19 protein-coding genes are annotated in these 21751 nt (G+C 69.7%); 11 read left to right on the forward strand and 8 right to left on the reverse strand.

The genetic code is table 11. The features are described 5' to 3' along the window. Positions 1-93: 93 nt before the first annotated feature. Positions 94-435 carry a rhodanese-like domain-containing protein gene (locus GPZ80_RS06220; protein WP_187219038.1) on the forward strand — a complete coding sequence of 114 codons (342 nt, stop codon included), beginning with the start codon at positions 94-96 and terminating at the stop codon, positions 433-435. Beyond that, positions 436-1344 (forward strand): DUF4328 domain-containing protein, encoded by a 909-nt coding sequence (locus GPZ80_RS06225; RefSeq protein ID WP_312880152.1) that lies wholly within the window; start codon positions 436-438, stop codon positions 1342-1344. A 45-nt stretch (positions 1345-1389) separates the two neighbouring features. Here GPZ80_RS06225 and GPZ80_RS06230 read toward each other — a convergent pair whose 3' ends face one another. Further along, on the reverse strand, positions 1390-2574 hold the full coding sequence (locus tag GPZ80_RS06230) for a cytochrome P450 (RefSeq protein ID WP_187219040.1): 1185 nt from the start codon (positions 2572-2574) through the stop codon (positions 1390-1392). A 26-nt stretch (positions 2575-2600) separates the two neighbouring features. Between GPZ80_RS06230 and GPZ80_RS06235 the strand changes: the two genes are divergently transcribed. From GPZ80_RS06235 to GPZ80_RS32475, 8 genes are all read left to right on the forward strand, one after another. Continuing rightward, positions 2601-3323 carry a glycerophosphodiester phosphodiesterase gene (locus GPZ80_RS06235; protein ID WP_312880153.1) on the forward strand — a complete coding sequence of 241 codons (723 nt, stop codon included), beginning with the start codon at positions 2601-2603 and terminating at the stop codon, positions 3321-3323. Between the two features lie 64 nt (positions 3324-3387). Then, entirely contained in the window at positions 3388-4344 is a 957-nt protein-coding gene (locus GPZ80_RS06240) for a DUF5926 family protein (protein ID WP_187219044.1), read from the forward strand. Next, positions 4341-4682, forward strand: coding sequence for a DUF952 domain-containing protein (locus tag GPZ80_RS06245; RefSeq protein WP_187219046.1), 342 nt, complete (start codon positions 4341-4343; stop codon positions 4680-4682). Before GPZ80_RS06240 ends, GPZ80_RS06245 begins: the two co-directional genes overlap by 4 nt. 110 nt (positions 4683-4792) lie before the next feature. Next, complete coding sequence (locus tag GPZ80_RS06250) at positions 4793-5089, forward strand: hypothetical protein (RefSeq protein WP_187219048.1); 297 nt, start codon at positions 4793-4795, stop codon at positions 5087-5089. Between the two features lie 201 nt (positions 5090-5290). Continuing rightward, entirely contained in the window at positions 5291-5740 is a 450-nt protein-coding gene (locus GPZ80_RS06255) for a SigE family RNA polymerase sigma factor (RefSeq protein ID WP_246476861.1), read from the forward strand. A gap of 6 nt (positions 5741-5746) precedes the next feature. Further along, complete coding sequence (locus GPZ80_RS06260) at positions 5747-6556, forward strand: hypothetical protein (RefSeq protein ID WP_187219052.1); 810 nt, start codon at positions 5747-5749, stop codon at positions 6554-6556. Positions 6557-6653: 97 nt separating this feature from the next. After that, complete coding sequence (locus GPZ80_RS06265) at positions 6654-9386, forward strand: AAA family ATPase (protein ID WP_187219054.1); 2733 nt, start codon at positions 6654-6656, stop codon at positions 9384-9386. Positions 9387-9547: 161 nt separating this feature from the next. Continuing rightward, positions 9548-13306, forward strand: coding sequence for a M28 family peptidase (locus tag GPZ80_RS32475; RefSeq protein ID WP_312880154.1), 3759 nt, complete (start codon positions 9548-9550; stop codon positions 13304-13306). A 477-nt stretch (positions 13307-13783) separates the two neighbouring features. Here the strand turns inward: GPZ80_RS32475 and GPZ80_RS06280 are convergent, their stop codons facing one another. Beyond that, positions 13784-14317 carry a ferritin gene (locus tag GPZ80_RS06280; protein ID WP_187219745.1) on the reverse strand — a complete coding sequence of 178 codons (534 nt, stop codon included), beginning with the start codon at positions 14315-14317 and terminating at the stop codon, positions 13784-13786. A 317-nt stretch (positions 14318-14634) separates the two neighbouring features. Continuing rightward, on the reverse strand, positions 14635-15819 hold the full coding sequence (locus GPZ80_RS06285) for an arginine deiminase (protein ID WP_187219746.1): 1185 nt from the start codon (positions 15817-15819) through the stop codon (positions 14635-14637). Between the two features lie 196 nt (positions 15820-16015). Between GPZ80_RS06285 and GPZ80_RS06290 the strand changes: the two genes are divergently transcribed. Next, positions 16016-16546, forward strand: coding sequence for a DM13 domain-containing protein (locus GPZ80_RS06290; RefSeq protein WP_312880155.1), 531 nt, complete (start codon positions 16016-16018; stop codon positions 16544-16546). A gap of 124 nt (positions 16547-16670) precedes the next feature. Here GPZ80_RS06290 and ligD (GPZ80_RS06295) read toward each other — a convergent pair whose 3' ends face one another. The 5 genes from ligD (GPZ80_RS06295) to GPZ80_RS06315 form a co-directional block, all read right to left on the reverse strand. Then, complete coding sequence (ligD, locus tag GPZ80_RS06295; RefSeq protein ID WP_187219058.1) at positions 16671-17579, reverse strand: non-homologous end-joining DNA ligase; 909 nt, start codon at positions 17577-17579, stop codon at positions 16671-16673. Then, the gene (gene ligD / locus GPZ80_RS06300) at positions 17569-19023 is read right to left on the reverse strand and encodes a non-homologous end-joining DNA ligase (protein ID WP_187219060.1); all 1455 of its coding nucleotides are present in this window, start codon (positions 19021-19023) and stop codon (positions 17569-17571) included. The genes ligD (GPZ80_RS06295) and ligD (GPZ80_RS06300) overlap by 11 nt, the downstream gene beginning before the upstream one ends. 129 nt (positions 19024-19152) lie before the next feature. Further along, positions 19153-19911, reverse strand: coding sequence for an ESX secretion-associated protein EspG (locus tag GPZ80_RS06305; protein WP_187219061.1), 759 nt, complete (start codon positions 19909-19911; stop codon positions 19153-19155). A gap of 3 nt (positions 19912-19914) precedes the next feature. Continuing rightward, positions 19915-21150, reverse strand: coding sequence for a hypothetical protein (locus GPZ80_RS06310; RefSeq protein ID WP_187219063.1), 1236 nt, complete (start codon positions 21148-21150; stop codon positions 19915-19917). A 1-nt stretch (position 21151) separates the two neighbouring features. Then, positions 21152-21748, reverse strand: coding sequence for a DUF3558 domain-containing protein (locus GPZ80_RS06315; protein ID WP_187219065.1), 597 nt, complete (start codon positions 21746-21748; stop codon positions 21152-21154). Positions 21749-21751: the final 3 nt, after the last annotated feature.

The raw sequence follows: 21751 nt of genomic DNA on the forward strand, positions 1-21751 counted from the left end.
CGCCAGCCGCGTCCCCAACCTCACGGGTCAGTACAACTAGTCCGTGAGCCTTCACGCCGTCCTACGGGTGGGCGTGGCAGCATCGTCGCTGTGATGCCTAACAACGTGCCGAGCGTGGACGTCCCGGACATGCCCGTCGAGCTGCCCGAAGAGGTGACGCTCCTCGACGTCCGCGAACAGGACGAATGGGAGGCGGGCCACGCGCCCGACGCCCTGCACATCCCGATGGGCGAGCTGGCCGGAAGGCTCGACGAGCTGCCCGCGGACAACGCCGTCTACGTGATCTGCCGCTCCGGCGGCCGGTCGGCGAGGGTCACCCAGTACCTCAACGCCAACGGCTGGGACGCGACCAACGTCGCGGGCGGAATGCAGGCGTGGGCGCACAGCAGCAGGCCGATGGAGTGCGCGTCCGACCAGGAGCCCGAGGTCCTCTAAGTGCAGTACCCACCGCCGCGACGGATGCCGATGGACTGGGTGGCCACCCCGCCACCGGGCCCGCCGCTGCCCGCACCGCCGCGCCGGTTCACCCGGTACACCGGCCCGCCGTCGTACCGAACCCCGCCACGCTGGGGTTTCCCGGCCCTCGCCTGGCGCTGGCCGACAACGGTGCCCACCGGAACCGAAGCGGCCCCGGTCGCCGAACGCCTGCGCGTCCGGGCCAGGCTCGCGGTGGTGACGCTGACGATGTTGTCGGTCTTCGCCGTGCTCACCGCCGCCGCCGAGATCTGGCGCTACGTCCTGCTGGTCGAGGCCAGAACCAGCGCCTTGCGCAGCGGGACAGTGGACGTCTCCGACAGCCTGGTGATCACCGGCGCCTACCTGACCCTGTTCCTCGGCGCCGCGGCGATAGCGGCCACCCTGTGGTGGTTGGTACCCGCAAGGCAGGCGGCCGCGGAAGCCTCCGGCTACGAGTCCGCCCGTCCCGCCACCCACGTGGCCCTCGCCCTGCTGACACCGGGCCTGAACCTCCTCGTCCCCGGCGCCGCCGCGGCCGAACTCGAACACGCCGCCCTGCGACGGCCCGCGGACGAACGGCCGGCACCGAGCGCACTGGTCCGCTGGTGGTGGGCCACTCTCTGTGTCAGCGGAGCCCTGTTCGTCGCAACCCTGCTGTGGCGACTACGCGATGGCGTCCAGGCGTTGGCGGACGGAGTGCTGCTGACGGCGGCGACGGACGTGGCGGCGGCGGTGTTCGCCGGGATGACGGTGGCGCTGGTGGCCAGGCTGTCGGCGCTGCTCGCCCCGGTCGACACCGCATCGGCACGGTTGATGCGAGTGGTCCGGGTCGAGGGAGCCCCCGCCCCGCCACTGCGAACATCACGACAGCCGGGCTCGACGCGCTAGAAAGAACATATCGGCGTCAGCGGCGCCACTCTCGCCGCACCACTCTCAAACCGAGACCGGCAACGACCGCAGCCCCCGAATCACGAACTCAGGCCGCCGAACCACTTCCCCAGCAACCTGTAGCCCCGGAAGCCGCCGCCGCAACGCCCCCAAAGCCGCGGCGATCTCCACCTTCGCCAGCGGCGCCCCCACGCAGTAGTGAATCCCCGCCCCAAACCCCAAGTGCGGGTTAGGCGAACGCCCCACCTCAAACCGATCCGGCGAATCAAACACCCCAGGATCGCGCGCAGCGGCCCCCAACAGCGCGGCGATCTTCTGCCCGGGCTCAACCACGTACCCGGCGACGGAAACCCTCTCCGTAGCGGTCCGCTCGAAGAGCTGCAAAGGCGCGTCGAACCGGATCATCTCGTCGACCGCCGTGGGCACCAGGCCAGGATCCGCGACCACCCGCTCCCACTGGTCCCGGGAAGTCAGCAGCGCGTACACCCCGTTGCCGATCACGTTGACCGTCGCCTCGTGCCCCGCCATCAGCAGCAGGATGGCGGTCGCCACCAGTTCGTCCTGGCTGAGCCGGTCGCTCCCGTCGCGGACCGACACAAGGTCGCTGACCAGGTCGTCGCCCGGGTGTCGGGCGCGTTCGTCGGCCAGCGAGCGCAGGTAGTCGACGAATTCCTGGGCCGCTGCCTCCGCCGCGCGGGTCTGCTCGTCGGTGAGCCCGTACTCGTACATCTTCACGATCGCGTTCGACCACGGGCCCAGCAGCCCGCGGTCGGCCGTGGGCACGCCGAGCAGTTCGCCGATGACCTCGATCGGCAGCGGGGCCGCCACGTGCGCGAGCAGGTCGGCGTGCCCGTCGGCGTCGATGTGCGCCGCCAGGTCGGCGACCATGCGGTCGGCGAGGTCTTCGACCCACGGTCGCAGGCGCTCGGTGTGTCCGCGGGCGAACGCCGTCGAGATGAGCCTGCGCAGCCGGGTGTGGGTCGGGGGTTCGTTCTCCAGCAACGAGTTTCGGTGCACCAGGTTGAACGCCGTGAAGGCCTCCGCCGGTGCCGCGTCCGTCCACAGCCGACCGAGGGCGCGTTCGCGCAGGACGGTCGAGCACGCCGCGTGCGACACCGCGACCGCCATGCCGAGGCCGTCGTGCCAGTGCACCTGCCCTCGGGCGCGCAGTTCGGCGAACGCCGGGTAGGGGTCGGCGACGAAGGCGGGGTCGCTCGGGTCGAACGTCATGCCGCCACGGTGGCATGATCCCTCGCGTGCAGCTAGTCGCTCACCGGGGCGCGTCGGCCCTCCGGCCCGAACACACCCTCGCCGCGTTCGAACTCGCCCTGGAACAGGGGGCGGACGCGCTGGAGTGCGATGTCCGGCTCACCAGCGACGGCCACCTGGTCTGCGTGCACGACCGAACCGTCAACCGCACCACCGGCAGCACGGGCGTCGTCTCCGAACTCACCCTCGCGCAGCTGTCCGAGCTCGACTTCGGTGGCGAGCGTGGTGTCGTCACCCTGCGCACGCTCGTCGAGTTGGCCCTCGACCACAAGGCGGGCCTGTTCATCGAGACCAAGCACCCCGTGCGGTTCGCCGGCCAGGTCGAGACGAAGCTCGTCGCCCTGCTCGAAGAGCATGGGCTCACCGACCAGCAGGCGAAGGACGACTCGCCCGTGGTGATGATGTCGTTCTCCACCCGGGCCGTCCGGCGGATGCGGACACTCGCGCCGAGCGTGCCCACCGTCCTGCTGATCGACCGCATGTGGCCGTGGCTGCGGGCGGGCGCCCAGCCCGCGTTCGCCGACTACACCGGCCCCGGTCTGTCCCTGGTCCGCTCGGACCCCGGCTACGTCGCCCGCGCCGCCGCCGCCGGTCATGGCACCTACGTCTGGACCGTGGACGACCCCGAGGACATCCGCTTCTGCCGTGACATCGGTGTGCGGTGGCTGGCCACCAACGACCCCGCCGCCGCCCGCACCGCCCTGGCCTGATCGGTGTGCGGACGGTTGGGTAGCGTCCAGCGCATCAATTGACCGGCCGGCAAGGAGTTCGACGATGTCCAGGCGTACCGCGGTGAAGAACACCCGCAAGGTCAAGGCAGAGGACTCATCGGGCATCAACCCGCGCCAACCCTGCCCCTGCGGTTCGGGCAAGCGCTACAAGGCCTGTCACGGTCTGGCGGGCGGCGTCGTCGACGTCCCGGTCGCCCGGCCGTTCGAGGGACTCGCGGGCGAGACGGAGCTGATCGCGCTGCGCGAGTTCGTCCCGTCCGGCACGGCGAAGCTCACGCTCAAGGACGGTGGCCGGGAGGTCATCCTGGCGACCGTGCTGCCGATGGCCGCCGCCGCGCTGGTCCGCGCCGACGACGTGGCGTTCATCGGGCTGCAGGTGCAGACCCGGTCCAACGACATCAGCCGCGACCTGGCCCGCGCCCTGCGCTGGGTGCTCGACGCCAAACCCGGCGACGTGCTGCCGGTTGTCGGCCCCGAGACCGAGGCCGTCGAGGACCGTGAGCGCCTGCAGGACCTGATCGACCCGGACGCCGCGTTCGAGCCGGAGGTGCACGCCGACTTCACCTGGTGGATGCCGGAGGGCACCGAGCCCACCAGCGAGGTGGCGCTGTCGCTCGAGCGCGCCAACAGCGCGATCCTGCCGACCGAGCGCATCGGCCCGTCGGCCTACTGGGTGGACGCGGGAGAGAAGGCGCACCTGCGCTGGGTCCGGCCGGAGCCGGAGGAGCAGCTGCTCGCCGCCATGGCCCGCCTTGCCGCGCGCGGGGAACTCACCCTCGGCGAGGGTTCGCGCTACGCCGGGTCGTTCCGCGCGCACGGCCTGCTCGTCCCGGTCTGGGACCTCGACCGCGAGCTGCACGCCCGCGAGTGGGTCGCGGGCGCCGAGGACCTGGGCAAGCGTCTCGACACCGCCCTCGCCTCCCTCGATGCCGAGCCCCTGACCGTCGCGGAGCGCCGCTCCCGCGACGGTCTGCTCGGCAGGCAGATCACCATCCGTTGATCCTGCACATCCTCCCTCGCGACTCCTGGCCCGCCGCCGAGATCACGGCGGCGAGCCTGGAGTCCGAGGGGTTCATGCACTGCTCCGACCCCGGCACGGTGCACCTGCCCGCGAACCGGATCTTCGCCGGTCGGACCGACCTGGTGCTCCTGGAGATCGACCCGGCTCTGCTCGGTGTTCCGGTGCGGTGGGAGCCCGGTGTGCCCGCGATCGAGAACGGGCCGTGGTTCCCGCATGTCTACGGCCCGATTCCGGCGGAGGCCGTGGTCGCGGTGCATGACTTCGTGCCGGGGCCGACCGGGAACTTCGAGCTTCCGGAGTCGCTCGCCAAACGCTAGATCTCGCTTGGATCACGAGGGTTCGGCAAGCTCAAGATCGGGATGAAGCTCGCCGACGCGGTCGCCACCGGCCAGATCGATGCCAAGTCGAGCACTCCCGCAGGCACCTCGTGCGGCGTGCACGACATGGTCGGCTACCCGGAGAGCGGCGTCTACGTCTCGCCGAAGCCGGGCCTCGTGACGGTCTTCGCGCCCGCGGGCGTCCGCACCCGGAGGGCATCGCCGAGGGCGACTCGATCGACAAGGTCAAGCAGGCCTATCGCGCCCTGGTCAAGAACCCGAACGCGTACATCGTGGCCGCGCCCGGTGGCGCGAACACCCAGTACCTCTTCCAGGTCGACAACGCGGCCACGGGTGTCGTCAGTTCGATGTCGCTGGTGGTCCAGGACCAGGACCGCTTCGGCTGAGTGACCCAGATCACTCCCTGGGGGAGGCAACCGGCCGCCTCCTCCGGGCGTGGACTTTGCGAGCACACACCGAGGGGAGGAGGCCCACCGATGGCTACGATTTCCCCCGAGTTGATTGGGGGCGCCACGTGGTTCAGTGGCGTCGACTGGGGGAAAGGTACGGCGACGGTGGACGACTTCGCCGATTTCGTCGGCGCGGCCATGCCCGGACTGCTTCGGTATGGGCACGCGCTGACCGGCAATCCGCACGACGCGGCGGATCTTGTCCAGGGAGTCCTGGAGAAGATCGGGTCGCGGTGGAGCTTGGTGGTGCGCAAGACGGGTGACCCGCTGGCCTACACGCGGCGGGCGATGGCGAACGCGCACGTCAGCCGCTGGCGGCGGTCGAGGCGCGAGAGCCTGGTCTCCGATATCCCTGACACGGCGGCAACCCGTGAGCGTTATGCGTTCGAGGATGAGCCGCTTTGGCACGCGTTGCGTGACCTTCCGCCGCGGCAGCGCGCTGTGGTCGTGCTGCGGTATTACGAAGGACTGTCCGAGATCGAGATCGCCCAGACCCTCGGCGTCAGCCAGGGCACGGTGAAGAGTCAGGCCAGCAAGGCGATGGCCACGCTGCGCACGAAACTCGCCGCGACAGTCGAAGGCAGGTAACCGGTCGTGAACCTCGATGACGAACTCCAGCGGTTGTTCGCTGACGAGCGCCTCGACGTCCCCCTTCGCCCTGGCGCCACGGAGGCTGTCGTGGCAGGCGCGCGCCGGGTCCGCAGGCGCCGGATCGCCACGGGCGCGGTTTGCGGCGCGGCCGCGCTGAGCCTGCTGGCGGGCACGGCGATCATGCTGGTCAAGCCCGGGCCCACGCAGTCGGTGCCCGGCGCGAGCGTCAGCGCGACCGCCGAGGTCACGGCCACCGAGCGAAGCGACGAGCCCGCGCCCACCTCCGTGCAGGCGCCGGGCATCAGCGGCACGCGCGTCGGTTCGGTCACCGGGAAGCCGACGACCTCCACGCCCGCGGGCTCGCAGCCGGAAAACGGCTTCGATGGAACCATGCCGTTCGGCCCCGACGGGTATCTCGCGCTGCGTCTGGGCATGACCGCCGAGCAGGCCGAGGCCACCGGGCTGATCACGCCCAACGTGCAGCCGATCTCGTCGAAGGGCTGCAAGGGGTACGACTACAAGGGCGCGCCCAAGGAGGCGGCCCGCTACGCCGTCGTCATCTCGCCCAAGTACGGCCTGGTCCGCCTCGCCAACGGGCCCGCGCGACCGCTGACCGCCGAGTCGCTCATTCTGGGGTCGTCCGAGAGCGACATGAAGAAGGCGTATCCCACGTCGGCGGGCAGCCATGGGGCGGTCGGCGAATGGGTCACGCAGGTCCCCGGGCACGAGGACAAGCGGTACTGGTTCCTCGTGCGCGACGGCAAGGTCTCGGCGATGCGCCTGGAACTCGCGGTTCAGGACTGCTACGTCTGATTGTGAGCAGTACTCACATCCCTTGATGCACATATGCGCACATCTGTACTGTGTCGACGCTTCCGCCCAGCGAAGAGTGAGACGGACCGTCGACCCTGTGACGCCAACGCTTCGATCCGCGAGACCGCCCGGCCGACCGCTGGTCGGCCGGGACGAGCTGCTGGTGCTCCTCGAAGCATGCCTCGCCGCCGGTGACAGCCTGCTGCTCGACGGGCCGCACGGCATCGGCAAGTCCGCCGTGCTCGACGCGATCGGCGCCGCGGCCCGCGCCCGTGGCGAGCTGGTGCTGCGCGCGTCGGGCGCGGAGTCGGAGCGGTGGATGGTCTACCAGGGCTTGGCCGACCTGCTCGGCCAAGTGCCCGAGGAGCACTTCAGTGCGCTGAACAGCCAACACCGGCTCGCGCTGCGGGCGGTGCGGCGCGGGAAGCGGTCCGGCGGCGACGGCCGCGCCCGGGTGGTCCGGCGGCTTGCCTGGCAAACGCTGCTCACCCAGAGCGCCGCGCGGACCCCGGTGCTCCTGCTGATCGACGACGCGCACTGGCTCGACGCGGCCACCGCCGACGTGTTCGCCTACGCGGCCCGCAGGCTTGAAGGGCTCCCGGTGCGGATCGTCCTCGCGGGCCGCGGGTCGGAGGCGGGCCACCGGCCGCACGCGCTCGTCCCGCCGCCGGTCACCGAGGCGACGGTGCCGCCGCTGAACGCCGACGACCTCGCCGAACTGCTCGACCCGCACGGCCTGTCCGCCCGCGCCGCCATGAAGATCCACGCGGATTCCGCGGGCAATCCCGCTCTCGCGCTCGCGTTGGCCGCGGACGGCCGTCCGGCCGCACTGGCTTCCCCGCGGCTGTCGGCCTTGATCCAGGACCAACTGCGCGGGGTGTCCGACCAGGTCCGCGCGACGCTGCTGGTCTGCGCGTTGGCCGCGCGCCCGTCGATGCGGCTGCTGTTGCGCGCGGGCCGTGCGGAAGCCGAAGCCGACATCGCCGCCGCGGCCGAAGCCGGACTGGTGGTGTCCGACGGTGTGGACATCCGCTTCACCCCGCCCGACGCGGCGACCGTGGTGGCGCGCGGCGCCCCGGCCGCACACCGCTCCCGGCTTCACCTCCACCTCGCCGAGGTGGCCATCTCCGGCGCCGAGGCCGAGCGGCACCGCGCGCTCGCCTGCGCCGACCCGGACGAGACCGTGGCTCGGTCGCTGGTCGCCGCGGCCGTGGTGGCCCTGCGAGGCGGCGCTCGCGGCCTGGCCGCCGAGCTCTACCTTCTCGCCGCCGACCGCACCCCGCCGGACCTGGCGAACCTGCGGACCGACTGGCTGGTCGCCGCGGCCGAGGTCGGGGCTTCGGCGGGCGTGCCGGAGATCGTGCGCCACGCCGCCCGCGCCGTGCTCGGCGCGGGCGCCGGGCCCGCGCAGCGGTTTCGCACGCGGCTCGCGCTGATGTCGGTGGCCGGGCAGGGGGTGGGGCTGCTGGAGGAGACCGTCGCCGCCGCGCTCGCCGACGCCGAGGGCGACCCGGCGGCCACCGCCCTGATCCACCTCTGGCGGTCGTGGGCTTCGGTGATCGGCGGCGCGCCACGCGCGGCCGACGATGACGCCGCCCTCGCCGTCGAACACGCGCGGGCCGCGGGCGAGGCGGGCACGGAGGCGATGGCCTACGCGGTGCGTGCCCAGGCACGGAACCTGTTGGGACACGGGGATTACCGGACGTTTCTCGACTGCGGCCTGAGGCTTGCCGCGCTCTCCGTCGAGGGCTATCGGCACTTGGGGCCGCGGTGCGCCGCGGCCCGGTTCGCCACCTTCGAAGACCGGCTCGACGAGGCCCGCGAAGACCTCTTGGGGATGTTGGCGCTGGCGGAGTCGGGTGCCGCCGAGGAACTCGTCGCGGTGCTGTGCGGGCTCGCCGAGGTCGCCGCCAAACTCGGCCGCTGTCGGGAATCCCTCGACTTCGCGAATCGTGCGATCCACCTCAGTGGTGAGGCGGGGCTGAGCCCGGGCCCCGCCTGGTGCGCGGGCGCGATAGCCGAACTGGCGGGCGGAAGTCTCATTCGTGCGCGGTCCTACGCCGAACGCGGAATCGTCGCGTCCCGGCAGGAAGCCGATGTGCTCTATGAGCGCAGACTTTTACACCTTTTGGCCCAGGTCAAATTGCGGTGTGGCGAAACCGCGGGCGGAGTGGACGCTCTCCGGCGTATCCAGGAATTCGAACGCGCGCACGGCTGGGAGGACCCGGCGACGCTGCGCGGGCACGGCGATCTGGTCGCCGGGCTGATCGCCCTGGGCGAGCCCGAGGAAGCCGATGAGCTGATCTCGTCGGTGCGCCAGGCGATCGCCGCCCGTCCGCACGGCCCGGGCGTGGCGGCGTCCCTCGACCGGGCGGAGGCGGCGGTGTCCGCGGCCAAGGGCCACTACCCGGCCGCGACGCAACTGCTGACCAGCGCGAAAACGACGTTCGCCGTGCTGCGGCAGCCGATCGAGCAAGGGCACTGCCTGCTCGTGGAGGCCAAGATCGAGCGCAGACGCAGGCACTACACGGCGGCGCGCGTCGCCGCCGAGGCCGCGCAGGAGCTGTTCACCGCGGCTGGCGCGAAACCGTGGATCGAGCAGTCGAACGCCCTGCTCGTCCGGCTCGCCGAGGTCGGCGACACGGGCGGCGCGCTCACCGCGTCCGAGGCCCGGATCGCGGCGATGGCGGGTGAGGGCGCGACAAACCAGGAGATCGCCGACCAGCTCTTTCTAAGTCGTAAAACTGTGGAAGCGACACTCACGCGCATCTACCGGAAACTGGGAATTCGGTCCAGGGCTCAGCTGATACGGCATATCCACGTTCACTGAACATCAAATGGGAATTGGCCAAGGGTTTCCCCGGCATCCCTGTCCCGATGGCTGTCAATAGCTTCGCTCACGGTGGGTTCGGTCACGCGAGGGAAACACGAGACCGGCCCGCCGACCCTGCACACCTGATCACCCGGCACACCGGGTGAAAGGAGTAAGTCGTGAGACGAAGCATGTCGACAGCACTCCTGGCGGCCGTGGTGGCCGCCGGGGCGCTCGTCGTATCCCTGCCCGCTGGGGCCGCGCCGCCGCCGCAGAGCCAGGCACAGCAGGCGCAAGCCGCCGCCGCGTCGGCGGCTGACGCGCATATCGCGGCGAACCGCGCGCGGTACCACGCCACCAACGACGACGAGATCCTCCAGACCGGTGTCACGAGCGCCCAGAACGGCCTCAACTACATCGCCTACGAGCGCAAGCACCGCGGCCTGCCGGTCGTCGGCGGCGACTTCGTCGTCGTCACCAACGCGGGCGCGAACGTCGTCAGCTCCAGCGTCGCGCAGGACCGTCCGCTCAACGTCGCAGTCGCTCCGCGGATCACCGTGGACGCCGCGCGCGCGACCGCCAAGCGGCACCTGCCGCGGGTCGAGAGCGAGCGGGACGCGCGCCTGGTCGTGCTGGCCTGGGGCACGCCGAAGCTGGCCTGGGAGATCGTGCTCGCAGGCAGCACCGCCACCGACCCGAGCGTGCTGCACGTGTTCGTCGACGCCCTCACCGGCTACGTCATCGACGAGTACGACGAGGTCAAGGCTGGCGACGGCAACGGCAACCACTACGGCAACGTCACCATCGACACCTCGGGCTCCGGCACGTCGTACTCGATGACCGACCCAAACCGCCCGGGTATCACCTGTAAGCCGTACCAGGGCTCCACGTACACCGGCACCGACAACAGCTGGGGCAACGGAAGCGCCGGCGACGGCGAAACCGCCTGCGTCGACGTCCTCTACGGCGTGCAGAAGCAGTGGGGAATGCTGTCGGAGTGGCTGGGCCGCAACGGCATCGACGGCTCGGGCCGCGGCTTCCAGGCCGAGGTCAAGCTGGGCGCGGTCAACGCCTACTGGACCGGCAGCGGCACCCAGTTCGGCAACAACAGCGCGAACACCAAGCAGCTGACCGTCATGGACGTCGTCGGCCACGAGTACGGCCACGGCATCTTCCAGACCACCCCGGGTGGATCCGGTTCGGGCAACGAGATGGGTGGCCTCAACGAGTCCACCGGCGACATCTTCGGCGCCATGCTGGAGCAGTACGTCAACCACCCGAACGACGCGCCGGACTACCTCGTCGGCGAGATGGTCAACGTCAGCGGCAACGGCCCGATCCGCAACATGTACGACCCGTCGCAGAAGAACCACCCGAACTGCTACTCGTCGTCCATCCCGAACACCGCGGTGCACGCGGCGGCCGGTCCGCAGAACCACTGGTTCTACCTGCTGGCCGAGGGTTCCGCCCCAGCGGGCAAGCCCGCCAGCCCGATCTGCTCCGGTGGGCCGGCCTCGGTCACCGGCATCGGCATCCAGAACGCGGGCAAGATCTTCTACAACGGTCTGCTCGCGAAGACCTCGTCGTGGACCCACGCCAAGGCGCGCGTCGCCACGCTGAACGCCGCGAAGAACCTGTGGCCGAACGACTGCACCAACTTCAACCGGACCAAGGACGCGTGGTTGGCGGTCTCGGTTCCGGCGCAGACCGGTGAGCCGACTTGCACGGGCACCCCGAGCAACGACTTCTCGATCAGCGCGTCGCCCACCTCGGGCACCATCCCGGCCGGCGGCGGCTCGGTGACCAGCACGATCGGCACCGCCACCACCTCGGGCACCGCGCAGACGGTCAACTTCTCCGCCTCCGGCCTGCCGTCCGGTGTGACCGCGAGCTTCAGCCCGACGTCGGTCACCTCGGGCTCCTCGTCGACGCTGACGCTGACGTCGACCTCGGCGGCCGCGGCGGGCACGTACAACGTGACCATCACCGGCGCGGGCGCGGTCAGCCGGACGGCGACGTTCGCGCTGACCATCGGTTCGGGCGACCCGGGCGGCACCTGCTCGGGCACGAACGACACCGACGTCAACATCCCGGACAACACCACGGTGGAAAGCTCCATCACCATCTCCGGTTGCTCGGGCGCCGCCTCGGCGTCGAGCACGGTCCCCGTGGACATCACGCACACGTGGCGCGGTGACCTGGTCCTCGACCTGGTCGCCCCGGACGGCACGGCCTACCGGCTGAAGAACTCCAGCTCGAACGACAGCGCGGACGACGTGAAGCAGACCTTCACCGTCAACCTGTCGAGCGAGACGGCGAACGGCACCTGGAAGCTGCGGGCGCAGGACATCGCGACGCAGGACGTCGGCCGCATCAACACGTGGTCGCTGACGCTGGGCACCGGCACGCCCGCCAACGAGTTCTCCATGGCCGTCTCGCCCACCTCGGGCAGCGTGGCGGCGGGCGCTTCGGCGACCACCACGGTCTCCACGACCACCACCAGCGGCAGCGCGCAGGACGTCTCGCTCGTCGCGTCCGGCCTGCCCACGGGTGTGACCGCGAGCTTCAGCCCGCAGACGGTCACCTCGGGCAACTCGTCCACCCTCACGCTGGCCACCACGGCCGCCGCGGCGGCGGGCACCTACCCGATCACCATCACCGGCACCGGCTCGGTCACCAAGACCGCGTCTTACTCGCTGACGGTCACCGGCACCACGCCGACGCCGGGCATCCCCGACATCGACATCGCCAAGGTGCAGGCGCACCTGACCGAGTTCAACACCATCGCCACCAACAACGGCGGCAACCGCCGCTCGACCAGTGCGGGCTACCGCGCGTCGGTGGCGTACGTGAAGGGCAAGCTGCAGGCGGCCGGCTACACGGTCACCGAGCAGACCTGCACCTCGGGCTGCACCAGCGGCTCGGGCAACAACCTGATCGCCGAATGGCCGAACGGTGACGCGAACACCGTCTACATGTTCGGCGCGCACCTCGACAGCGTCTCGGCTGGTGCGGGCATCAACGACAACGGCTCGGGCTCGGCGGCTCTGCTGGAGACCGCTCTCGTGTTGGCGGAGAAGAACCCGACCATGACCAACCGGGTCCGCTTCGGTTGGTGGACCGACGAAGAGCAGGGCCTCAACGGTTCGGAGTTCTACGTCAACAACCTGTCGTCGACGGAGAAGGCGAAGATCAAGGCCTACTACAACTTCGACATGATCGGGTCGAAGAACGGTGGGTACTTCATCAACAACCTGAACTCCACCGCCTCCGCCCCGATGAAGGCGTACTACGACTCGCTCAACCTGCAGCCTGAGGAGAACACCGAAGGCCAGGGCCGCTCGGACGACTACTCGTTCCAGCAGGGCGGAATCCCGACATCGGGCTACGCCATGGGTGCCAGCGCCCGCAAGACCTCGGCGCAGGCCACCAAGTGGGGCGGCACCTCCGGCGCCGCATACGACGCTTGCTACCACCAGTCATGCGACACCACGAGCAATGTCAGCGCCACGCACCTCAACCGTGCGGCTGACGGTATCGCGTACACCCTGTGGAAGCAGGCCGTCAGCGGCACCACCACCCCGCCGCCCCCGGGCTGCACCGCAAGCAACACCACGCCGGTAACCATCGCGGACAACACCACGGTGGAAAGCTCGATCGTGATCTCCGGCTGCTCGTCGACCCCGTCGGCAACGGCCACCATCCCGGTCGACATCACCCACACCTGGCGCGGTGACCTGGTCATCGACCTGGTCGCACCGGACGGCACCACGTTCAGGCTGAAGAACTCCAGCTCGAACGACAGTGCGGATGATGTGAAGCAGACCTTCACCGTCAACCTGTCCGGCGAAACCGCCAACGGCACCTGGAAGCTGCGGGTGCAGGACATCGCGACCAACGACACCGGTCGCATCAACAACTGGTCGCTGAACCTCTAGCGACAAGCAAGAGCGCCGCCACCCCGACCCTCGGGTGGCGGCGCTTTTGCTTTGCGGGGAACAAAACCTCGCACACTCGCCCACACCCAGCACCTGCCAAGCCGCCCCGCCCGACCACCGAAAGGAGTTGCGTTGGCGGCCTTTGGCTTTGGCTTTGATCCCTGCTCTGTCCCCTGAGGCTTCCCTTTGGTGCCGACAAGAACTCGGGGCCATGTCGGGGTGAGCCCGTCTGACTCGATCGTTTGACTCAGCGATGATCGAGAATTGAAGCGGCCAGGACGAGGGGCAACGGGAAGTGCAGGAGCGAAGAGCCGTCGCTGCAAGTGACCCCGTCCGGAGCTCAAGGGCAACGGCCTGTTCCAGAAGGTTCGCTTGTCCGGGGGTGCTGGGAAAGGGCATTCCCGAGGGCTCGCTCGTCCGGGGTGGGCGGCCGCGCGGTGGGTTTGTCCTTGATCCGGGTGGATCTGGTTCTGATCGTCAGGCGACTGTTCCACCTGCCGCGCGAGGGGCCAACGGGTCCGGCGCCTGGGGACCGACCGATTCGCGGGCCAGGTAGTTCTCGACGTCGAACAGATTGCCGTTTGCTCGTCGGACGACATTGAGCAGGGTGGACATGGACGAGACTTCCTCGACCTGTTCCTTCAAGAACCACTGCATGAACTGTTCGCCCTTGTAGTCGTCCTCGTCCCTGGCGACCTTTGCCAAGGCGATGACGTCATCAGTGACGCCGCGTTCCTGTTCCAGGGCGAGGGCGATCAGTTCGGCGGCTTCCTCGAACTCGTTACGCACATCGTCGACGCCGGGGATGGTGATGGGGATGTCGTTGTCCAGCAGGTACTGGACGATCATCATCGCGTGGTTGCGCTCCTCAAGCGACTGGCGATAGAAGTGCTTCGCCAATTGCGGCAGGTCCTGGCTGTCGAACCACACCGCGAGGGCGACATACTGCTGGGACGCGGTGAACTCGTTGCGGATCTGTGCCTGCAGCAGCTTGTGGAACTGGGAAGTCATGACAAGACGATACGCCCGGCGCTCACCCACCGCGTTCACCGGATTCACCGAATCGTGGGAACCGTTCCGTCCGGCGCGGGCTCCCACCGAGTGCCACGATCGGCCGGACAACGGAGGTTTCCCATGGTGACGGACTGGCGCTCATGATGCGTACCGCACAAACCGGGGCGGTGCTGGCGCTGCTCGCGGTGTTCGGCGTGGTGACATTCCTGGTGATTCGCGCACTGTTGGGTTGATCACCCCGTAGCCGGTGCGCGCGCCACGACAACCCTTCAACTCCAGAAGGTCACCGTGGTGTCGCGCTGCGTTTCACCGGTCTAGATCGCGTCGCGGGACACCGGGCAGGACATGCACCGTGGGCCGCCGCGGCCGGTGCCGAGTTCCGAGCCGCTGATGCGCAGGACCTCGATACCCGCGTCCTCCAGCCTTGAGTTCGTCTCCACGTTGCGCTCGTAGGCGACCACCACACCCGGTGCGACCGCCAGCGTGTTGTTGCCGTCGTCCCACTGTTCGCGTTCGGCGGTGACCGGGTCGAGGCCGGTGTCGATCACCCGGAGACGATCGATGCCCATCGCGGCGGCCGCCGCCTCCAGGAACGGGGTGGGGCCCTCGACGTGGACGCCGCCCGACTCGTCGGGTCGCATCGAGTAGGCGACCAGGGTGTCGCGGACGGCGGGGTACATGACCACCGCGTCGCGGTCGACCATCGTGCAGACGGTGTCCAGGTGCATCGTGGCGCGGTCCTGGGCGATCGGCACCGCCAGCACCGTGTGCGCCAGCCCGTCGTGGAACACCGACCGGGCAAGGGATTCCGCGCCCGCCGGGGTGGTCCGCTCGCCCACGCCGATGGCGAGCACACCGGGCGCGAGCAGCAGCACGTCGCCGCCCTCGACCGGGGCCGAGTGGGCGCCGTAGGCGCGGCCCGCGGCCCGGAAGCGCGGGTGGTAGGCGTAGATGAGGTCCAGCAGCGCGGTCTCCCGCATCCGGGCGGGCATCGATAGCGACGCGATGGCCACCCGGTTGCCGATCCACACCGACGAGTCGCGGGTGAACAGCAGGTTGGGCAGCGGATCTACGACGAAGTCGTGTGGGTGATGCATCTTGCGCACGAGGGACGCGCCCTCGGCGGCGGGGAGTTCCTCGAAGGTCATGCCCGCGGTGAGCACGTCGGCCAGGCCCTTGGCGTCCACTGTGGACAGATATCCGGCGAGCGACTCGGCGAGTTCGTTGCCCAGCCTGCGGCGGTCGACGGCGGTCGCGGCGGCGGCGGCGTGCGCCCGCTCGTCGGTGAGGGCCTCGACCAAGGTGTCGGACAGCCGCAGCACCTCGACCCCGCGGCCGCCCAGGATGTCGGCGAACGCGTCGTGCTCGTCCTGCGCGCGGTCGACCCACGGGATGCTGTCGAACAGCAACTGGTCGTTGTTGCGCGGGGTGAGCCGCTTGAGCTCGTTGCCCGGCCGGTGCAGCAGCACGGCCCGCAGTGGGCCGACTTCGCTGTCCACGCGGGGCGCGGGGGCCACCTGCTCGGCGTCGGGGACGTCCGGAATCTGACCTGTCACAAGTCGAAGCGTAACCACTCGGTAAGGAAAATGCGGCCCGTGAACGGGCAGAATGGAGAAGAACGCCAGGCATCGCGGTTTGAGTACTCGAAACGTTAAGCGAAAGGTCGGTTTGATGCGCGACTTGTTGCGTCGAAGGGTGACCAAGGTGGTGCTCGTCGCCGCGCTGGTGCTGTTGACTGGCGGATTGTGGGCGTTCCAGCCCTGGAAGATCTTCACCCGCAGCACCGTCGACGAAGCGCTCCCGGCGGGCTTCGCCGCGACGAGCACCCAGCGGGCCCCCGCAAGCACCGAGCAGACTGCGCCCACCACTACGCCGCCTCCCGCAGGCCCGAAGGTCCTGGCCGAGGGCGCGTTCGTCAGCCACGAGCACCCGACCGCGGGCACCGCGCGGGTCCTCGAACAGAACGGCACCCGCCTGCTCCGGCTCGAAGGCTTCTCGACCTCCGACGGCCCGGACGTGCACGTCTGGCTCAGCGACGCCAAGGCGGGCGCCGCCGAGGGCGCCTTCGACGACGGCCGCTACGTCAAGCTCGGCGAGCTCAAGGCCACCGACGGCAACCAGAACTACGAGATCCCGGCGGGCACGGACCTGGCAGGCCTGTCCAGCGTCGTCATCTGGTGCGACCGCTTCAACGTCGCCTTCGGCGCCGCCCCCCTACCCCTCTGACCCGCCCCAAGCGTCGCGAGTCCAACGTTCAGGACAACGAGTCCAACATTCAGAACATCGAGACCAACGTTCGCGAGATCGCGCCGCGGCGTGATGTTCCCAATGTCGGACTCGCGAGTGGGGGTTAGGGGAGTTTGGGGCCTTTGGTTAGCAGGGGTTCGAAGAGGTCGCCGTGGTCGTCGACGCGGTCGAGGACCTCGTCGGCGCTGAACGACAGGTCCGCGGGCTTGCGGCAGGCGGCGACCTCGTCCCAGGTCACCGGGGTCGACACGGTGGGCTTGGGACGGGCGCGCAGCGAGTAGGGCGCCACGGTGGTCTTCTTCGGGTTGTTCTGGCTCCAGTCGATGAACACCTTGCGTCGCCGCAGATCCTTCGCCATCCGGGACACCACCAGCTTCGGCAGCTCCTCCTCGAGCCGCTCGGCGAGCCCCTTGGCGTAGTCGGACGTCCGCTCGGCCGAGGACGTGGTGACTGAGGCGTAGAGCTGCATCCCCTTGGACCCGCTTGTTTTCGCGACCACCTCCAGCCCGTCCTCCACCAGCAACTCACGCAGCCGCAGCGCCACCTCGGCGCACTCCACGATCGTCGCGGGCGCGCCGGGGTCGAGGTCGAACACCAGCCGGTCCGGCCGCCGGGCCGCGCCGCGCGCCCCGACCGTCCACTGTGGAACATGCAGTTCCAGCCCGGCGAGATTCGCCGCCCACACCAGCGAAGCGAGATCACCGAGAACCGCGAAATCGAGGCTCTCCGCCCCGGTGCTGCTGCCCGGCGTGTCGATCGTGACCGTGCGGACCCACTCCGGCGCGTGCCGGGAGGCGTTCTTCTCGAAGAATCCCGCTTTCCCCACGCCATCGGGAAAACGGCGGAACGTGACCGGCCGCTCGGCCAGGTGCGGCAGCATGACCGGCGCGATCCGGCTGTAGTAGTCGATCACCTCGCCCTTGGTGAACCCGTCCTCCGGGTAGAGCACCTTGTCCAGATTGGACAGTCGAAGCCGCTGCCCCTCGACCTGGACCAGCACGTCACCGGCCATCCGGATCCCGCCCTTCGACGTCCTCTGGCCGCTTGTCCGGCCGCAGCCCGCGCCAGGCGGGCGCCCGGAGCCTGCCGTCGTTGGTCCAGTCGCGGAACACGACTTCGCCGACCAGCTCCGGTTTCACCCAGTGCGCGCCCTTGGCCCGGTCGCGCGGGACCTCGCCGTGGTACGGCGACTTCTTGCGCTCGAGCTTGTGCAGCTTGGCGGTCAGCGAGCGCAGCATCTCCTCGGTGAACCCGGTGCCGACCTGCCCGATGTACTGCAGGCCATCGGGTGTCGGCAGCCCCAGCATCAGCGAGCCGAACACGTCGCTGCGCCGCCCCTCGCCTGGCCGCCAGCCGCAGATGATCACTTCGAGCGGCCGGACCTCGGCGATCTTGACCCACTCCCCGGAGCGCTTGCCGGGGTAGTACCGCGAGCTCATCCGCTTGGCGACGATGCCTTCGAGGGACTGTTCGCGGGCGGTCTCCAGCACGGCCGCGCCCTGCCCGGGGAAGCTCGGCGAGATGTTCCAGTGCGGCCCGCGCAGCTCCAGCCGCTCCACCAGTTCCCGGCGCTCGCTGTAGGGCAGGTTGACGCACGGGTGCTCGTCGAGGTGCAGCACGTCGAACACGATGTACGTGACCGGCACATCGGTCGCCAGCCTGCGGGCCAACCGCTCATCGGAGACGTGCATCCGCTTCTGCAGCGCTGAGAACGACGGCTTCCCGTCGACGAACGCGACGATCTCACCGTCGAGCCACACCCGCGTGCTGCCCAGCTCCTCGCCGAGCGCGCGCAACTCGGGATAGCTGTTCGTGACGTCGTTGCCGACCCGGGACAGCAGCCGGATCCGCCCGCCCTCGACCCGCGCCAGCGCGCGCACGCCGTCCCACTTGAACTCGTACGCCCACAGCTCGTCGTCGTCGGTCGGCGGCAGCGATCCGGCCGTGGCGAGCATCGGCAGCAGCGTCGTGGGCAGCGGCTCCCCGTCGGTGCGCCGCGCGGGCTCGGAGCGGCGGACCATCCAGTCCTTGGCCGACTTGCCGCCGTGGAAGAACGTGTAGCGACCCTCGGCGCGCTCGCCGTGGAAGATGACCGCCACCTCGCGGTCGCTCCACTTCAGCGTCTCGTAGCGCCCCCGGTCCCAGATGACCATCTTCCCGCCGCCGTACTCGCCCTTCGGGATCTCGCCCTCGAAGGTCGCGTACTCCATCGGGTGGTCCTCGGTGTGGACCGCGAGCCGGATGTCGCCCTGCTCGGTCGGCAGTCCCTTGGGCACCGCCCAGGACACGAGCACGCCGTCGCGTTCGAGCCGGACGTCCCAGTGCAGGCGGCTGGCGTGGTGCTCCTGGATGACGAAGGTGTCGTTGTTCCCGGTCGGCAGGGCGTCGTCGGTCGGGATCGGCTCGGGCGTCCGCCCGGCGTCCCGCTTCCGGCGGTATTCGCCGAGGCCTGCCATGCCGTCATTGGTACCTGGGTGCGGGCGTCGCTGCCACACAAACATATGGAAACGACGTTACATAACGGCGTGATCTTGCAGGCGCGGGTGGCGTCCCGCCGGCTCTCGATGGCGTGCTCGGCCGGCGGCTCAGCGCCGGGTGAGTCCGACGTGCAGGTCGTGCAGCCGCCCGACGAGGGCACGGCGGTCGGCCGGGGCGATGATCACGCGCGGCTCGGATCCCGCGACGGTGAGGTTGAGCCAGCGGCCGTGGATCGTGTCGGCGTACCGCAGTGGGTGGTCGACGGAAAGCCTGCGCCCCATGCTGTCCCGCACAGCGGTGTAGAGCTGGCCGCCGCCGGTCGTCGGCGTCTCCATGATCCGCTCGGCCAGCCGCGACTCGGCCGAGCCCTGGCGGGTGCCCACGCCCACCGTCATCCGGCCGATCGACGCGGGCCGCAGGTCGGCCAGTGCCACGGTGATCGCCTGCCCGCGCGCGGGCGCGACCTGCGGTGTCTGTGCGACAAGCAAGTCCGGGAGTCGCTCCGGCTCGGCTTGGGCCAGGTGGACCGTGTCGCCGTCGCGCGCGGCCAGGATGGCGTCGCGGCCTGTCGCCGCGGCCAGGACGCCGATGGTGTTGTCGCCCTCGTTGATCCACCCGTAGAACTCGGCGCGGGGTTTGCAGAGCAGGGTGAGGCTGGCTTCCAGATCGGCGTCGAGCCGCCCACGCCGGTCGATCAGACCGAGCCGGGCGATCTCGGCGCGTGCCTGATCGTCGGCGGCCTGTTCAGCTTCGCGCGGTGCCCACGAGGCGGTGGGCGCCAGCGTGATGTGGAGTTCGCCGAGGTTGTTGGAGCGGATCGTGCGGGCCAATGCCGACACCGGCAGGGTGACAGGTCGGTCGAGCACCCGCTAACCCCCGATGACCGGGGGAGCGGTGATCTCGTCGGTGCCGAAGATCGCGTCCGGGTCGTTCTCGACCAGGTACGAGGGAGACTGGTGCTCGAGGTCGTCCTCGCCCCGGCCGCCCGCGCCGCCACCGCCGCCCATCGGCATGCCGCCGCCACCACGGCCACCGGCCCCGGCGCCGCCTCGGCCCTGGTTGGCGTGGTGGTCGCCGCCACCGAACATGCCACCGGATCCGCCCATGGCGCCCGAACGGGGACCACCGCCCGCGCCGGTGCCGCCGGAACCGGATCCACCGGGCCCGAAGCCGCCACCGCCGCCGCCGCCGCGCATGCCTTGACCGGAGCCAGGTCCGCCGGTCCCACCAGATCCAGGACCGACGCGCGGCCCGCCGCCACCCGGCGGGCGAGAACCCGGCGGCTGGCTGCCAGGAGGCCGAGAACCGGGCGGAAGAGTCCCAGGCGGCCAACCGCCGGGCGGCGGGTAACCCGGCCCGACGTTCGGCGGGGTATTGACCGGAGGCGTTCCCACGGGAGGCTGCCCCGGCAACGTCGAGGGCGGCGGTGTCCACCCATTGGGGGTGGTCGTCTGCGACGGCTGGGTGTTCCAGCTCCCGGGAGGTGTGTTGCTGTTGGTTCCGCCCGTGTCAGTGCCGTTGACGCGCGGCGGTTCCCACTGTCGAGGCGTTTTGCCATCGTCGGGCGGCGGGGTCTTGGGCTCGCTGCCGATGACGATCTCGGACTGGTCGGGGGTCAGGTTGCCGTACGACTGGGGCATGCCCGAGGCGTTGTAGTTCGAAGAGTCCTCGTACTGGCGCATGACCTGGACGTTCTGGTCGTTCGCGCCGTTGTAGTTCCGCATCTGCGACTCGTAGTCGTCGCTCGCGCCACCGAAGGAGGTGACGTTGTCCCAAAAGCCCGGCTTCTCCGGCTGGTTCGGGATGGGCTGCACGGAGTTCTTGGCCTGGTCATAGGAATCGACCTGACGGATGGTGAGATCCTGCGCCGTGGTCAGCTCGGGGCGCGCCAACTCATGCTCGACCACCAACGGCCCGGCACCCCGCCTCGCCGCCCCACCCGCGTCACCCGACCAAGCCGCCTCCATCTTGGCCGTCAGCTCCCGAACATCGGCGGCCCACATCTCGTAATCGGCCTCGACCTGTCGGATGATGTCGGCAGCCTCGTTGAGCTGCCCAGGCCCGCGACCAGCGTGGAAGTTTTCAAAGATCTGTTGGCCATTCATGTCACGCTCCCGCCTTCATGGTCGCGATCACTTCGCCGGCGATCTCCTTGATCTTGTCGCACGCCTGCCGCCCAGGTCCGCCCCGAGACGAGATATTGAACGTCAGCTCGTCACGAACGCCCACTACGAGGCCGCAGTATCCTCTATCCCGACCCTCCACGGCATCCAAGAACGCTGCCGGGTAGCCGGACACGGTTGTGGGTTCGAAGTACTCCCACTTGCCGTCTTTCTCAGCTCGGTAGTTGTCGGAAAGCCCACCCTTGTTGTCCGGTTGAAAGCCGACGGCGTATTTCTCACCCGCGTTGTTATTCCAGCTGCAGTACGGAGCGCTCGTTCCACCGGCCTGGCTGCCCTTGCTCTCAAGCCCGAGCTTGGTCGTCTGCGCGGAAGTCAGGAGGGTGCAGGGTGCTTCGATGAACTTCTTCGCATCGATCGGGTCTGCGACCTCGGGTGCACCGTTGTCTTTGTCCTTGGACGGCTTGCTCGCGGAGGTAGGCGTCGACGGTTCGCTGGCCGGAACCGGCGTGCCCGGTGCTGTCGTACATCCGGCCAGAGCGAACGCGGCGATCGCGAGTGCGAATCGGGTGGAAGTGTTCATCGC

Origin of the sequence: Actinokineospora xionganensis (assembly GCF_014323725.1) — a bacterium.
GTDB lineage: Bacteria > Actinomycetota > Actinomycetes > Mycobacteriales > Pseudonocardiaceae > Actinokineospora > Actinokineospora xionganensis.